The sequence below is a fragment of the Mammaliicoccus sp. N-M50 genome (assembly GCF_022386995.1).
Lineage (GTDB): Bacteria > Bacillota > Bacilli > Staphylococcales > Staphylococcaceae > Mammaliicoccus > Mammaliicoccus sciuri_A.
The window spans coordinates 53,639-69,691 of sequence record NZ_JAJNJA010000005.1 but is presented as its reverse complement, the minus strand read 5'-3'; the positions used below and the strand labels follow the sequence as shown (position 1 = coordinate 69,691).

The 16,053-nt window shown below is 31.6% G+C and carries 14 protein-coding genes; 9 read left to right on the top strand and 5 right to left on the bottom strand.

Going from position 1 to position 16,053, the window contains the following annotated elements; genetic code table 11:
* Positions 1-42: 42 nt before the first annotated feature.
* Positions 43-615, bottom strand: coding sequence for a TetR/AcrR family transcriptional regulator (locus LQ622_RS09170; protein ID WP_239774995.1), 573 nt, complete (start codon positions 613-615; stop codon positions 43-45).
* A gap of 161 nt (positions 616-776) precedes the next feature.
* Between LQ622_RS09170 and pgaC the strand changes: the two genes are divergently transcribed.
* From pgaC to LQ622_RS09150, 4 genes are read left to right on the top strand one after another with little or no spacing between them, the layout of a single operon-like run.
* Positions 777-2,009, top strand: a complete 1,233-nt coding sequence (pgaC, locus tag LQ622_RS09165; protein WP_239774993.1) for a poly-beta-1,6-N-acetyl-D-glucosamine synthase — start codon at positions 777-779, stop codon at positions 2,007-2,009.
* Positions 1,973-2,290, top strand: coding sequence for an intracellular adhesion protein IcaD (gene icaD / locus LQ622_RS09160; RefSeq protein ID WP_078099638.1), 318 nt, complete (start codon positions 1,973-1,975; stop codon positions 2,288-2,290). Before pgaC ends, icaD begins: the two co-directional genes overlap by 37 nt.
* Complete coding sequence (icaB, locus tag LQ622_RS09155) at positions 2,277-3,143, top strand: intercellular adhesin biosynthesis polysaccharide N-deacetylase (RefSeq protein ID WP_239762293.1); 867 nt, start codon at positions 2,277-2,279, stop codon at positions 3,141-3,143. Before icaD ends, icaB begins: the two co-directional genes overlap by 14 nt.
* Positions 3,136-4,176, top strand: coding sequence for an acyltransferase family protein (locus LQ622_RS09150; protein ID WP_239762292.1), 1,041 nt, complete (start codon positions 3,136-3,138; stop codon positions 4,174-4,176). The genes icaB and LQ622_RS09150 overlap by 8 nt, the downstream gene beginning before the upstream one ends.
* A gap of 57 nt (positions 4,177-4,233) precedes the next feature.
* Here the strand turns inward: LQ622_RS09150 and brnQ are convergent, their stop codons facing one another.
* The 3 genes from brnQ to LQ622_RS09135 all read right to left on the bottom strand — a co-directional run bounded on the left by brnQ (position 4,234) and on the right by LQ622_RS09135 (position 8,533).
* Positions 4,234-5,592, bottom strand: a complete 1,359-nt coding sequence (brnQ, locus tag LQ622_RS09145) for a branched-chain amino acid transport system II carrier protein (protein ID WP_037589161.1) — start codon at positions 5,590-5,592, stop codon at positions 4,234-4,236.
* 506 nt (positions 5,593-6,098) lie between these two features.
* A complete protein-coding gene (locus tag LQ622_RS09140) occupies positions 6,099-7,376 on the bottom strand; it encodes a hydroxymethylglutaryl-CoA reductase, degradative (protein WP_206166601.1) in 1,278 nt (425 codons plus the stop codon).
* Complete coding sequence (locus LQ622_RS09135) at positions 7,376-8,533, bottom strand: thiolase family protein (RefSeq protein WP_239774991.1); 1,158 nt, start codon at positions 8,531-8,533, stop codon at positions 7,376-7,378. Before LQ622_RS09135 ends, LQ622_RS09140 begins: the two co-directional genes overlap by 1 nt.
* A 102-nt stretch (positions 8,534-8,635) precedes the next feature.
* Here LQ622_RS09135 and LQ622_RS09130 point away from each other — a divergent pair, with 102 nt between their 5' ends.
* Entirely contained in the window at positions 8,636-9,805 is a 1,170-nt protein-coding gene (locus LQ622_RS09130) for a hydroxymethylglutaryl-CoA synthase (RefSeq protein ID WP_126476581.1), read from the top strand.
* 550 nt (positions 9,806-10,355) lie between these two features.
* Here LQ622_RS09130 and LQ622_RS09125 read toward each other — a convergent pair.
* Positions 10,356-11,753 (bottom strand): MFS transporter, encoded by a 1,398-nt coding sequence (locus LQ622_RS09125; RefSeq protein ID WP_126476580.1) that lies wholly within the window; start codon positions 11,751-11,753, stop codon positions 10,356-10,358.
* Positions 11,754-11,915: 162 nt separating this feature from the next.
* On the opposite strand from LQ622_RS09125, the gene LQ622_RS09120 reads away from it, so the two are divergent.
* The 4 genes from LQ622_RS09120 to LQ622_RS09105 all read left to right on the top strand — a co-directional run bounded on the left by LQ622_RS09120 (position 11,916) and on the right by LQ622_RS09105 (position 16,053).
* Positions 11,916-12,659, top strand: a complete 744-nt coding sequence (locus LQ622_RS09120) for a glycerophosphoryl diester phosphodiesterase (RefSeq protein ID WP_126476579.1) — start codon at positions 11,916-11,918, stop codon at positions 12,657-12,659.
* A 162-nt stretch (positions 12,660-12,821) separates the two neighbouring features.
* Positions 12,822-13,775, top strand: coding sequence for an extracellular solute-binding protein (locus tag LQ622_RS09115; RefSeq protein WP_239774989.1), 954 nt, complete (start codon positions 12,822-12,824; stop codon positions 13,773-13,775).
* Complete coding sequence (locus LQ622_RS09110) at positions 13,772-15,313, top strand: sensor histidine kinase (protein WP_239774987.1); 1,542 nt, start codon at positions 13,772-13,774, stop codon at positions 15,311-15,313. The genes LQ622_RS09115 and LQ622_RS09110 overlap by 4 nt, the downstream gene beginning before the upstream one ends.
* Positions 15,314-15,318: 5 nt before the next feature.
* Positions 15,319-16,053: a response regulator transcription factor gene (locus tag LQ622_RS09105; protein ID WP_037589169.1), complete on the top strand. Its 735-nt coding sequence runs from the start codon at positions 15,319-15,321 to the stop codon at positions 16,051-16,053.

Genomic DNA, 16,053 nt, shown 5'->3' with positions numbered 1-16,053 from the left:
ACACACCATATCTTAATTGATATGGCGCGTTATTATAAGTTTTTATGAATTATCAGCATTGGACTGCTTCATTAATATTTTAATATGTTGATCAAATTCTTTAATGATATTCTCAGGTGTAACGTTATTTTGTACAAATGATTTTCTATAAAGCCATCCGTATACAAACATATTAATAAATAGAATGAAATCTTCACGATTTATATTGAATTCACTATTTTTATGGATATCTACTAATTTACTGTTAAATACGACTGCAAGTTCTTTATTATGCTCTAAAATCATCTCTGTAAAGTTGGATGGTGCAAATGATAATTGAATGTAGAATTTCACTAAGTACTCTGAATCATATATATATTCTTGAAAAAACTTTATAAGTTCTTCATGAGCATTATGAGGTTGTGTATCAATACTTTTGATTAATTTCATACCTTTATTCATACATCTTTCAATACATTGTTCATACAATTCATCTTTACTTTTGAAATAGTTATATAAACTTGCTTTTTTAATACCTAATTCATTGGCAATATTATTTAGTGATGTTCCATAATAGCCCATTTCAGAAAAGGTTCTCATACTTATTTGAATGAGTTTCTCAGATGTATTATTCACTTCATTTGCCTCCTTTACTTCCTATGAATAACTATACAGGAAAATACACTAAAAATCACTCGTAAAAACGTTTACATTTCACACAATAAATTACGCATTGCCTTTTTCTCTGAAAATGATATACTATTTTTACAAACTACCGTTCGTTAGGGAGAGGGATTATGGAACTTTTATTGTTATTTTTTATCGTTTATCCAATTGCTATGTCGATTTTTTGGATAATCGGGACTTTGATTTACTATGTTTTTATTGAAAGAAAGTTGAAAGCTAAGCATATTAATTATCAACCACAAGAAGGGATTTCATTTATTATCGCTTGTTACAACGAAGCGAGTACCATTGCAGAAACGATTAAGAATTTAAATGACCTCTCATTTCCGATCAAAGAGATTATTGCTGTTAATGATGGGAGCTCGGATAATACAAAGGCAGAATTATTAAGACTTAAACAAGCGTACAAAATTAAGTTTATTAATTTAGAGGAAAATAGGGGTAAAGCAAATGCGTTAAATATTGCAGCTCAATATGCTCAATACCCATATTTGATGTGTGTGGATGCAGATACGATTAACGACGATGATGCACCGTATTATATGGTGGAAAGTTTGGTTGATGATCCAACAATCGGAGCAGTAACAGGGAACCCACGTATTAGAAATAAATCTACTTTACTAGGGAAAATTCAAACAATCGAATATGCAAGTATGATAGGCAGTATAAAGAGAGCACAAACGATTAACGGATTTGTTAATACGATATCTGGTGTGTTTACGTTATTTAATAAAAAAGCACTAGAGAAGAATCAATATTGGGATACGGACATGATTACTGAAGATATTGCAGTGTCATGGAAGTTTCATTTATCAGGATACAAAATAAAATATGAACCGAGAGCTTTATGTTGGATGCTTGTGCCTGAAACATTTAAGGGGTTATGGAAACAAAGGGTAAGATGGTCCCAAGGTGGACATGAAGTGATTTTAAGAGATTTTAAGAACATGTTTAAAGTAAGAAACGTTTCATTATGGTTGTTATTTATTGAACAAATTCTTTCTGTAATATGGGTCTATGGCATAGTTGTTATCTTATGTTACACACTACTTCGATTAAACTTCTTGGATTACTACTTCTATAATTATCAATTAAATATCTTCTTAATATCAGCATTCTTACTGACGTTTATTAACATTATTCAATTTACTATTTCTTTATTAATTGATAGTAGATATGAAAGAAAAAATAATTTATTTCTTATATTTTTAAGTTGGTATCCAACTTTTTATTGGTTAATCAATGCGATTGTCGTCGTAGTTGCATTTCCAAAAGCACTTAAAAGAAAAAAAGGAGCGTTTGCTACATGGACAAGTCCAGACAGAGGGAACATAAAAGAGTAGAATCAAATTTAAATATTTTTAGAGAGTCAATCGTATTTATAGCATCATCAATATTATGGCTATATTGCATAACAGTATTATTTGTAATGGTAGGTTCGTTATTACCGATAGACAATCATTTTATACAAATTGTAAGAGTAATATTGAATCTTGAGAAAGGTGACATTGTCTCGATTTTTAATTATTTTGTGATTGGGTCAATCATCATTGCAGTATATTTGATGATTACGTTTCTATTCAACGTTAGAAGAAAGAGAGCTGTACCACATGAGAATTATTAAGATGAGTCTTAAGTGGTCGATGATGATAGCTTTGATATTATTCATGTTCATTTCTAGTGATCAATCAGTACTTGCTAAGAAACAAAAAACACTTGGTGGCGAGAAAAATGGATGTCTCGCATTAAACTATCACCGCGTACGAGAAGACACATGGATAGATAAATTATTATCAGCATTCTCAAATAGTAAAGAATTGAAAATTTATAGTGTCACTGACACGCAATTCGAATCTCATATTAAATGGTTAAAAGAAAAGAATGCTCAATTTTTATCTTTAGATGAATTCATTCATTACAAAGAAAAAGGTAAGTTCCCTAAAAATTGCGTGTGGTTAAATTTTGATGATATGGATCAAAGTATTTATGAAAATGCCTTTCCAATTATGAAAAAATACGATGTCCAAGGAACTGGGTTTGTAATAACAGATCATGTAGGTGACCCTGATTTTCATAATATTCGTATGTCTCCTAAAAAAGAATTACTCGAAATGAAGAATAGTGGTCTATGGGATTTTGCTTCGCATACACATGATATGCATACTATGAAAAAAGAAAAATCAAAATTTGTAGCATATGCTGAAAAGGGGAACATTAAACAGGATATCGATAATAGTACGAACTATATTAAAGATGAACTAGATGGAAATGAACAAGCGATCGCATATCCGTACGGTCAAGCAAACGATAAATTAATTAAACAACTTGATCACGATACATCAATCAAGTATGGATTTACATTGGAAGAAAAAGCAGTTGTTCCAGATAGTGATAATTTTTACATTCCAAGAGTTATGGTAAGTGATGACGCTTTTAACAAGCTTGTTAAGAAATGGGAAGGATTTAATCATGAGTAAAGGAAGATATATTGAATTTATATATTTAAGAACATTTTTATGTTTATTAATTGTACTAACACATGTTTTTACCGAGTTTACAAATACAAATGAACCTGATAATTTACAGTTACAAGTCTTATATTGGATCAGAATGATCTTAATTATCGGGACACCTTCATTTATTATATTGTCTCAACTATTAACGACGCTAAATTATAATGAAAAATTAAAAACAGGCTATTTAAGAACAAGATTAAAATATATATTATTACCTTACTTAATTATGGGTGCTTTCTATAGTTATTCTGAATCACTTAAATTAAATGATTCATTCTTAACGCAATACACAGAAAATGTTATTCAAGGTAATTGGTATGGATACTTTATTGTAATCATTATTCAGTTCTTCTTGTTAAATTGGTTTATCTATCGAATAAACGCAAAAATACTTTTTTCAAAATGGAGCCTTATCATTTCGTTTATGATCAATACAGTCTATTTATATAGCTATCAAAATGTTGAACCTGTCAGAGAATTTATAAGTCACTATTATCCATTTAGTCCTGAAACATTTATAATTGGTTGGTTATTTTATTACTTTTTAGGTTCTTACGTAGGTCATAATTATCAAGCTATTAAAGCTTTCGTATCGAAATACATCGCTTTAATTGTATTTTTAGCTATCGCTGCATACATAGCTTTTGTATTTGTAGGAGAACATGATTATTGGATGGTTAGTAGTATGGACTATCGTATTTTATTATATATTACTTTTGCATTTTTAATTTTAATTAACTTTAGCACACAGTTTGATGAATTTATGTTTAGTTCTGTTGAATTGATTAGTAGATATTCATTTTTTGTTTATTTACTACATCCTATTATATTGGAATATATGTTCCAATATACAAGTATATTTGAAGAACAAACATTCATCTTTATTCCAATATCTTTACTGTTTATTGTGGGATGTTGCCTCGGGATTGGAATTTTATTAAGAGAATTTCAAATTTTTAAATTTGTAATGGGCAGACAACCTTATAATAAATAAATATTTAAATAAAAAAGCAAGTTATCTCATAAACGAGGTAACTTGCTTTTATCTGTATTATGCTGTTTTGTATGATGATTTCTTAAATTGATATACGATGAAGCCGATGATAAATCCGACAACGGCTGGTAATACCCAACCCATTCCAATCGTGAAGAACGGTAAGAATTTTTCGCCAAAAGTGATGACTGCATGTGCAAAACTTGTATTTGCGATGAATTCAGGACTTGCTTTAATGCCATCAACAAATGAAGCAATCATTGTAAAGTATGTCGTAAATTGATAAACAATTTTTGAATGATTAAAGAATGAACTGAATAATGTTAGCAAAATAATTGTAATCGCTAATGGATATAAAAACATTAATACTGGAGTAGAGTATTCAATAATTTTTGTTAAACCAACATTAGCAAATATACATGAAATAATACTTACAACTGTTGCAAACATTAAATAATTTTGCTTTGGAAATAGCTCAGTGAATGTTTCTGAAAAGGCTGTGATTAAGCCTATAGCAGTCTTTAAACAAGCTACGATAATGATTAGAGATAGTAATATGATGCCGTAATCACCTAAATAATATCGTGCGATTTGAGCTAAAGCTATGCCACCATTTTCACTCGCTTTGAAATGACCTAAACTCATCGTACCCATAAATGCTAATAAACTATAAATAATACCCATTAAAATAATGCTAATCGTACCAGATTTAAACGTTTCTTTCGCAATATGATTTGGGTTTGTAATACCTAACTTTTTAATAGTGGATACGATGATAATACCGAATGCAAGTGCAGCTAAAGCATCTAACGTATTATAACCATCAATGAACCCTTTTAATAACGCGCTATTTTCATAATCAGGATTAATATTAGCATTTGATACTTGTCCAATTGGATTAATAAACGCTAATAAAATCAATAAGCCTAAAAGGACTAAAAATACAGGATTTAAAAATTTACCGATATATTCTAGAATTTTTGAAGGTTTTTTTGAGAAAAACCAAGCAACTAAGAAGAATAAAATACTAAATATCGATAAATATAATGTGACAGATGAATCTGAAATAAACGGTGTAAATGCAATTTCAAACGATGTCGTCGCAAGTCTAGGTAACGCATAGAACGGTCCAATTACAAGATAAAGTAATATTGTGAAGATATAAGCGTATTTGCGATTCACACGTGTCGTTACTTCAAAAATACCATTCGTCTTAGATATACCAATTGCGATAATACCTAAGAACGGTAAACCAATCGCAGTAATTAAGAAACCAATATTGGCCGTTAAAACATTCGATCCCGCCAATTGACCTAAATGAATAGGGAAGATTAAATTACCCGCTCCAAAAAATAAGCCAAAAAGTAAGGATCCAATATATATATTTTCTTTAAAAGTCAGTTTGTTTTTCATGATGATAAATATCTCCTATTTTTTTAATCAACTTCACTATCTTAATGCGTATTGTAAGAAGATGTCAAATGGGTATTCGGGATAAACAAAGAAAGAGCCTAGAACAACGATGAATGTTGTTCTAGGCTCTTTTATGATTTTATTGTGGCGCTAACGATCAAGACTCAAAAACAAGATCGTTAGCGGACTGAATCATAGGTGAAATATAGTGATTTTACACTAAATGAGATGTCTAACGATCAAGACTCGAAAACAAGATCGTTAGAAATTCTAACGTTCAAGAAAGTGAAACAAGATCGTTAGCGCGCCGAAATGCAGGTAGAATAGTGTGAATTTGCACTAAATGAGCTATCTAACGATCAAGACTCAAAAACAAGATCGTTAGCGGACTGAATCATAGGTGAAATATAGTGATTTTACACTAAATGAGCTATCTAACGATCAAGAATGCGAAACTAGATCGTTAGCGCGCCGAATTCCACCGAAATCCACCGAATCTCACCAATTATCTAGTTATTTCTCATCTCATACAGTAATCCTTGTGCTGCTTCTAAGTTTGGTTTATCCATATTTTTAAGTGCTTCTGTTATAAGTTGGATTTCATTACCTTTTGCACCGATTTTAATTGCTAATGATTTATAGTGTAGGTTCATATGACCTTGCTGTATACCTTCTGATACGAGTGCACGACATGCTGAAAAGTTCTGTGCGAGTCCGACTGCTGCTACAATATGTGCTAATTCTTGTGCTGTTTTAACGCCTAGCAAGTCTAACGTAACTTTAGATATTGGTAAGAGGTCTATGCTTCCGCCAATAATGCCAAGTGTTAATGGTAATTCTATAGCACCTATTAAGAATTGGTTATCTCTATCATATTTCCAAGTTGTTAAACTTCTATATTGTCCGTCTTTACTTGCATAAGCATGTGCACCTGCTTCAACACTTCTTGTATCATTACCTGAAGCTAATACAACTGAGCTAATACCATTCATAACACCTTTATTATGTGTGACTGCTCTATATGGGTCGATGTGCGCTAATACAGATGCTCTTTCCATACGGTGTGCGACTTCTGCACCACTTACATCACCTTTATCCAAATCTGAAACGGCAATTTTACCTTCAATGCGAATAACAGATGTTGTTGAATAGTTTGAAAGGATACTCATTAGTATGTTTGTATCACTTAATTGCGTTTCTAAATAGTGCGCAATACCTTCAAGAATCGTATTGATAATATTAGCACCCATTGCATCTCGTGTATCGATATGAACTTTTAAAGAAAGCATGCCTTCTTCAGGGAATTCATCTGTTTCGATTTTACGGTAACCGCCACCTCTTTTAAGAATAGAAGGGTAAACTTGATCGGCTACTTGGTGGATATCTGATTCTAAATTTAGTATATCTTTAGATAGTTGAGCAGTATCTGTAACATTATCAAATACGATTTGACCTAATTTAATATTGTCACTTTGAATGACTTTAAGACCACCAGATTTGTTGAAAAGTTTAGAACCGAAACTTGCTGCTGCGACTACTGAAGGCTCTTCAACCATCATAGGTACAGCGTATGCTTTATCTTCTACTATAATTTCAGGTAAGACACCTACTGGTAGGGTACCTTGACCAATGACATTTTCGATTAAATTCTCTAAAAGTTCTTTATCTATTTCTGAATTATTGAGTAATATTTGCTCAGATTCTTCTTTAATCCAACCATGATCTTTTAATTGTTGAATTTTCTCATGTCGTGATAAGTGTCTGAAATCTTTCGTTAAAGGTTTCATTAAAGTCCTACTCCTTTTTCTATCATTAGTGCTATGCCTAAGCCACCACCGATACAAGCAGTCGCGATACCTGTTTGCTTATCTTCTTGTTTTAAGGCATGTGCTAACGTTGTAACTAATCTTGAGCCAGTTGAGCCTAGTGGGTGACCTAAAGCAATCGCGCCACCATAAATGTTAAATTTCTCATCTGGAATGTTCAGATTCTTTTTAACTGGAATACTTTGTGCTGAGAATGCTTCTGTCATCTCAACTAAGTCGATATCTTGAATTGTTTTTCCAGTCTTGTTTAATAGTGATTCTACTGCATAGAAAGGTGCATAACCCATGTATAATGGATCACAGCCGATTTCTGCGTGCTGTCCGACAGTTGCTAAGATTGTGTAGCCGTGTTCTTTCGCATATGATTCACTCATTAAAATTAAAGCAGAACCACCGTCACTTAAAGCTGAAGCGTTACCCGCAGTCACTGTACCATCTTCTTTGAAAATAGTTTTTAATGTTGCAAGGTCTTCCATTGTACTTTCTGGTCTAATTAATTCATCTGAAGTCATTGTTTCACCATTAACATCTTCTAATGAAACGATTTCTTCGTTAAATTTACCAGCTTTAGTTGCCTTATCAGATTTTAAGTGTGAATTTAATGCAAACGCATCTTGTTCTTCACGCGTAACTTCATATTTAGTTGCAATTGCTTCTGCAGTTAAGCCCATCGCCATATCATGAAAGACGTCTGTTAAACCATCATGCATGAAACTTTTAACAGGTGCGTCGCCTTTTTTAAGAATAAGGTCTGGTGTGTTTGTCATACTTTCAACGCCACCAACAGCAACAACATTTGCTTCACCAAGTTGAATAAGTTGTTTCCCTAAGATGATAGATTTAAGTCCTGATCCACAAACTTCGTTTACAGTCATACCAGGTGTTTCGTATGGTAAACCAGCATTTACAGCAATTTGTCTAGCAGCATTTTGTCCCGTACCTGCTTGAACAACGTTACCGAAAATAACATTCTCGATATCTTTAGGATCTAGTTGAATTTTATTAATTGCAGATTTTAAAGCAGCAGTCCCTAATTCTACTGCAGAGTAGTTACTCAACCTTCCTCTGAATTTTCCTACAGGTGTTCTTTGAGCACTTACGATTACAACTTTATTCATATTTAATGTTCTCCTTAAAAATTTATTTATTAATAATTGTCAATATTTAATGTAGTTTGATATCATTCAATATATAAAATAACATATTGAGAGGAAATTATTATGGCAATAGGTATTGATAAATTAGATTTTTACATCCCAAGTTTTTATGTAAGTATGGAAGATTTAGCAAATGCTCGTGGAGTAGATCCAAATAAATTTAAAATTGGTATCGGACAAAATAAAATGGCCGTTAATCCAGTGAGCCAAGATATTATATCAATGGGTATTAACGCAGCTCAAGATATTTTATCTGAACAAGATAAAAAAGATATCGACATGGTGATCGTAGCGACTGAATCAGGCGTTGATCACTCTAAAGCAGCATCAATAGAGATTCATAACCAATTAAATATTCAACCATTTGCACGTTGTATTGAAATGAAAGAAGCTTGTTACTCAGCTACAGCAGCTATCCAACTTGCTAAAGATTTCTTATCAAACAACCCAAACAAGAAAGTACTTGTAATCGCATCTGATATCGCACGTTACGGATTAAATTCAGGTGGCGAACCTACACAAGGTGCAGGAGCAGTCGCTTTATTATTAAGTCATAATCCTAGAATTTTAGAATTAAATGACGATAGCGTTGCATATACTAATAACGTATATGATTTCTGGAGACCAACTTCTGAAAAATATCCTGTCGTAGATGGTGCTTTATCTAAAGATGCATACATTGAATCATTCAACACAGTTTGGAATGAATACGCTAAACGTACAGGTCATGAAGTAAATGATTTTGAATCATTCTGTTTCCACGTTCCATTTACAAAAATGGGCGAAAAAGCCTTCAAGACTATTTTAAACGAAAACGTAGAAGATTCAATTAAAAACAGATTAATGGATGCTTATCAAGATTCTGTATTATGGAATAGAGACGTAGGAAATATTTATACAGGTTCATTGTATTTAAGTTTAATCTCTTTATTACAAAACCATACATTCCAAGCAGGACAAAAAGTATGTCTATTTAGTTATGGTTCAGGCGCAGTAGGTGAAATATTTAGTGGTTCAATCGTAGAAGGTTATGATAAAGCACTAGATAAAGAAAAACACTTAGACATGCTTGCATCAAGAGAACAATTATCTGTAGAAGAATACGAAACATTCTTTAATAGATTTGATAACCAAGAATTTGACTTCGAACGCGAACTTAGACAAGACCCATATTCAAAAGTATACTTACACAGTATCGCAGATCACATTAGAACATATAAAACAGAAGAATAATGAATGAAGCCTAGGACAAGACGTCCTAGGCTTTTCAAATTTTTAGGTATATTTTTTGAGTATGAGTTGTATTGCTGAAAAGATGTGAGTTAAAGGTGTAATAAACTCACGAGATCGCCAAACATGTGAGTTAAAAGTGGAGTAAACTCACGAGATCGCAGAACATGTGAGTTAAAGAGGTAATAAACTCACAAGATTGTGAAAGATGTGAGTTAAAGGTGTAATAAACTCACGAGATCGCCAAACATGTGAGTTAAAGAGGTAATAAACTCACAAGATCGTGAAAGATGTGAGTTAAAGAAGTAATAAACTCACGAGATCGCAAAAGATGTGAGTTAAAGAGGTAGTAAACTCACGAGATCGCAAAAGATGTGAGTTAAAGAGGTAATAAACTCACAAGATCGTAAAAGATGTGAGTTAAAGGTGTAATAAACTCACGAGATCGCAAAAGATGTGAGTTAAAGGTGCAGTAAACTCACAAGATAGCGAAAATTGAACTTTATAAGTAACAAAGCCTAGGACAAGACGTCCTAGGCTTTTGCTTTTTGTATTAAACTTTTTCTATATATTGATCTTCGTATTCGACATCTTTACCGACTGGTTCCCACTTAATATAAGTTGTAATGATAAGTCCAACTATAGGTACTAATGCTAATAGCAGCATTGTCTTATTCAATCCTAAATTAGCTAATATAATTGGGAAAATAAATGTACCAAACATACTACCAAATCTACTTACGGATTCTACAAAGCCTGTTCCTTTACCTCGTAGGATTGTAGGGTATGATAGGGCGGCAATTGCTTTCCCTTGAGTTCCTGGTCCACCTGAATGTCCAAATAGGAAGAATGCGACCATTAACGCGATTAACCATGTATAGGTTTGTCCATAAAATAAACCTATAATAATCATGGCTGTACCGACAATACTAAACCCAGCAATTGTTAACTTACGTGCGCCGTATTTTGTTGTGAGTAATGCACCAGTTAAACCACCAATGATACCCGCGATATTAATGAGTGCAGTACCTGATAGAGATTCGATTTTATTTTCTCCGATAATATAAATTGCGATTAAAGGAATATACAGCCCGATTGCGTAGTACTGCATACCTTGTAATGTTGCAATGGAAGTCGCTAATATTGTTCTTTTTCGATAGCGTTTATTAAATAACGTACGTAAAGGATTTTTAACTTCTGTTTTACTAAATGATTCATTTTCACCTTTATTGGGCTCGATATTCACATTGATGTTGTAGTTCTTCTCGAGTTCTTTACTCGCTTCTGTTAAGGTTTTATTTTTCATTGACCATGATGGACTTTCGCTTAAATAAAATAATCTTAATACGAGTATAATCGTTGCGAACAATGCACCGAGAGCTACAGAATAACGCCATAACCAAGCGCCAGTTCCAAGAGAATATAATAAAATAACGATAAGAGCCGAAGATACAACGGCGATATACCAAACAACTTGCCAATAGTTGACGTTACGGCCCTTATCTTTTTTATTACTGATTTCTGCTATAAATGTAAAAGCAACTGGGCTATCCATGCCAATCGCAAAGCCCATTAATAATCTGAAACATAATAAAATAGCTGGTGCAGGTGATAACGCGGCACCAATCGCCCCGATGATTAAAGAGATAAGTGAGACAGATAGAATCAATTTACGACCTAATTTATCGGCGTAAAATCCACCAATCGCAGCACCAAATAATGCACCGAATGGCATTGCTGTCATAATAAATGATAAGTAAGTTGGAGAAAGTTTGAATTCTTGCGTAAGTTGATCAGTCGCTGTACCTAATATTGTTAAATCATAAGCATCTAAAAATATTGTACCTAATACGATAATCAATAATAGTGACGTACGCTTTGTCGTCTTCCGTTCGTTCACATAATCGATAATATCCTGTTTCGTATGTATTGTAATTGTTTCACTAGCCATAACCATACCCTCCTAAAAATAAGTTACACATTTTGTTGGCAATAAACAGACCATTAATGTGATAATACAGTTATGCTGATTCTACGGATGTTTGTTGTAAATATATACCCTAAGAATCAAAAAATTAACAAATTAAAAATAAAAAACGCAAGGAGAGGTAATATGTTAACAATATATGGACATAGAGGATTACCTAGTAAAGCTCCAGAAAATACAATAGCATCTTTTAAAGCGGCTTCAGAAATAGAAGGTGTAAATTGGCTAGAATTAGATGTAGGTATTACAAAAGATGAACAATTAATCATCATACATGATGACTATTTAGACCGTACAACAAGTATGTCCGGGGAAATAACAGCATTAAACTATGAAGAATTAAAAGAAGCATCAGCAGGATCATGGTATGGTGAGAAATTTAAGGATGAACACTTACCAACATTCGATGATGTTATAGAAATAGCGAATGAATATAATATGAACTTAAACGTAGAATTAAAAGGCGTCACTGGACCGAATGGACTGGCCCTATCTAAAAGTATGGTAAAACAAGTTAAAGAAAAACTAGCAAACTTAAATCAAAATCAAGAAGTACTCATATCAAGTTTTAACGTTGTACTCGTTAAACTAGCAGAAGAAATCATGCCAGAATATAAAAGAGCCGTCATCTTCCATACGACAGGATTCAAAGAAGACTGGAGAACATTGTTAGACTATTGCAATGCGAAAATAGTGAATACAGAAGATGCCAAACTCACAAAAGCAAAAGTAAGAATGGTCAAAGAAGCGGGTTATGAATTAAACGTTTGGACCGTAAACAAACCAGCACGCGCAAACCAATTAGCAAACTGGGGCGTTGATGGCATATTTACAGACAGCGCAGATAAAATGGTGCATTTGTCTGAGTAGGAGAGACTATAAAAATATAATCTTTTATACACTAGGTTGTTCAAATAGAATAACCTAGTGTTTTTTGTTTGTAATATGTAAAAAAACATATTGATAATTTATTCCAAATGATAAAATAATTTCAAGAGTAGTAAATGAAAAACAATAAACGGGAGAAAAAGTATGAAAAAATTTTTTGTTTTAGTTTGCTTATTATTGATTGTTTCTGGCTGTGGGAAATTAAACAATCATCAAGAAACGATAACTGTTTATTCTCCGTATCCTAGAGAATTAATACGTTCTTTATTAAATGACTTTGAACAAACTGAAAATGTTAAAGTTGAACTTAAGCAGGGTTCAACACAAGTATTATTAAGGGAAATACATCAATCAGATGAAGATGAACTAGGGGATATTGTGGTTGGTGGTGTTTTGTCAGAAATGATTGAACATCCAGATGATTTTGAAGTATACGAATCGAAAAATCAGAAGTATATGAAATATGCAAAACAAAAAGTTCCGTATGTATCAGATTTCATATTAATGCCAACTACGATTGTTGTGAACGAAGACTTAATAGGAAATATTAAAGTTAGAGGTTATAAAGACTTACATGCAAATGAATTGAAAGGTAAAGTGGTCTATTCTAATCCTCTAGAAACAACGACGGGATATCAGCATATGAAAGCTATTGAAAGTATCAACCATGATGTTGATGACGTAAAAGATTTTATGGCTTCTGCAAATAAAGTTGATAAATCTTCTAAAGTTATTCAAGAAGTAGCAAAAGGTAAATATTATGCTGGTTTAAGTTATGAATCGGATGCTAAAGCTTATATTAATAAAGGTTATCCTTTGAAAATGATTTATCCAAGTGAAGGTACAATGTTGAATCATGACGGCATCGCACTTGTAAAAAAAGAAAATATTAATCCGAAAAGTAAAAAACTGATTAATTATTTACAAAGTAAAAAAGTTCAACAAAAAATAGCAGATGAGTATAAAATTCAGTCTGGTAGAAAAGATGTTTTTAATCAAAATAAGCAAGTTGCAGCAAAGTTCAGGGAAATACCTGTTATTAAAGATGAGGACATTAGTCACTTATCAAGAAAGCAATTTTTGGAGTTGATTCAATGATACCAACTAAACCTTATCAACGTATGATTAGAAAATCTTTATTTATCACTACTATACTACCGGCATTTTTAATTATATTAATAGGATTTGCAACATTTTTAGGCGTATACAGAATGATTGAAATAAATAGTTTGAAGCATAATATAGTTGAAAGTAAAGATATTGTCACGTCATTAAATCAAAAAGTTACAAAAGCCATTAAGAATGATAAACACAAATTTGAATCTTTAAATCCTAAGAATGATCATGATAAAACAGAAATACGTCGTCTCATTAATGACTCGATTCACATAAAAGATGCTACCATGATTTATATATTAGAAAATCATGATATAAAAATGACGAATAATTATGAAGACAAAAATTTATCGAATTTACTTCGCATAAAAAGTCAAAATATAAAGTTTAACAATGGTTATTATAAACTTTCGATATACATAGAAGAACAACCTTATTTGAATCAATTGCATTATAAAAATAATCAACATTTATTATTAGTAGATAGTTATGATAATGTCTTGTATTCAAATTATGAAAAGATCCCGTCAAACTATAAAGTCACATTATCTAAATTTGGCTATGTTTATAAAAGTGAATATCTACCTGAGTTAAATGCACACATTGTTTTATTAAAAGATATACATGAAATATTGAATGACGGTTTTAAATTATTATCAATTATGTTGTTAACATTCGTCATTTTAACTATATTTGGTTACATTTCTTCTAGTAAAATTTCTCAAGTTCAAACGCGAGATATAGAATCAATTATTAAGCGAATTAAATACGCAAAAGAAAGAAAACTAGGTACATATGAACCTTTGTCTCGTACGAGTGAACTAGAAGAAATTAATAAGTATGTTTATGATTTGTTTGAATCCAATGAAGCATTAATTTATTCAATTGAAGATACAGAAAAATCATTGAGAGAAATTCAACTTAAAGAAATAGAAAGACAATTTCACCCGCATTTTTTATTCAATACAATGCAAACGATACAATATCTTGTAAGTACTTCTCCGAACAAGGCGGAAGAAATTTTGCAACAATTATCAGAAATGCTGAGATATTCATTAAGAGTTAAGTCTGATAATGTACTTGTTAAAGATGAACTCCTATATATAAAGAAATATATCTCTATTCAAAATGTAAGATTTGACGACAAAATAAAATTATTAATCGATGTACCTTCTGATATTAAAGAAATGAAAATCGATAAAATGTGTATATTTCCATTTATAGAAAATGCGATCAAACATAATGAACGTGAACATGATTTAACAATTAATATTCGAATAAGAGAAAACGCGCATCATCTTCTTATTATTGTTAAAGATGATGGGGATGGCATGTCAAAAGAACAACTAAGATTAACGCGAGAAAATTTAAATCTTTCTGTTTATGAAACAACACATTTAGGATTAAACCATTTAAATCATAAATTAATCTTGAAGTATGGTTTAAAATCAAAAATAAAAATTTATTCAATTGAAAATAAAGGCACAATGATTGCTCTAAGAATTCCTAGAGGTAGGTGAGTATAATGCATACAGTTATTATTTGTGATGATGAGAGAATTATAAGAGAAGGTTTGAAGTCTTCTATACAATGGTCTGATTATAATTTCAATGAAGTATTGTTAGCAAAAGACGGAGAAGAGGCACTGGAATTAATACATCTCAATCATCCACTACTTGTGATTATTGATATTAGAATGCCTAAGATGAATGGTATACAATTACTAGAGAACATTAAAGATATTTCTTGTGAGAAAATTATTTTATCTAGTTATGACGATTACGAATATATGAAAGCAGGCATTCAACATAAAGTAACAGATTATTTACTTAAACCTATTAACCAACAAGAATTAAAACAAATACTCAATAAGATTTATGAAAAGTATGATGATCAAGAAGAAAAAGTAGATATAGAAGTGTTTAAACCTTTAAAAGAGGTTGATTATGATGACTATTATGTAAATAAAATCATTCAATATATCCGTAAACATTATCATGATAAACAATCAGTGAAAGAAATGCTTAGTCAATTTGACGCAAGTGAAAGCTATCTTATGAGGATTTTTAAACAAGAAGTAGGTATTACAATATTAGATTACTTAAATAGATATAGAGTATTTAAATCCCTTCATCTACTAGAACACCATTATAAACATTATGAAGTAGCTGACATGGTAGGATTTTCAGAATATAAAGTGTTTAGTTATCAATTCAAAAAATATTTAGAAGTATCACCAAGTGATTATATGAAAAAATAA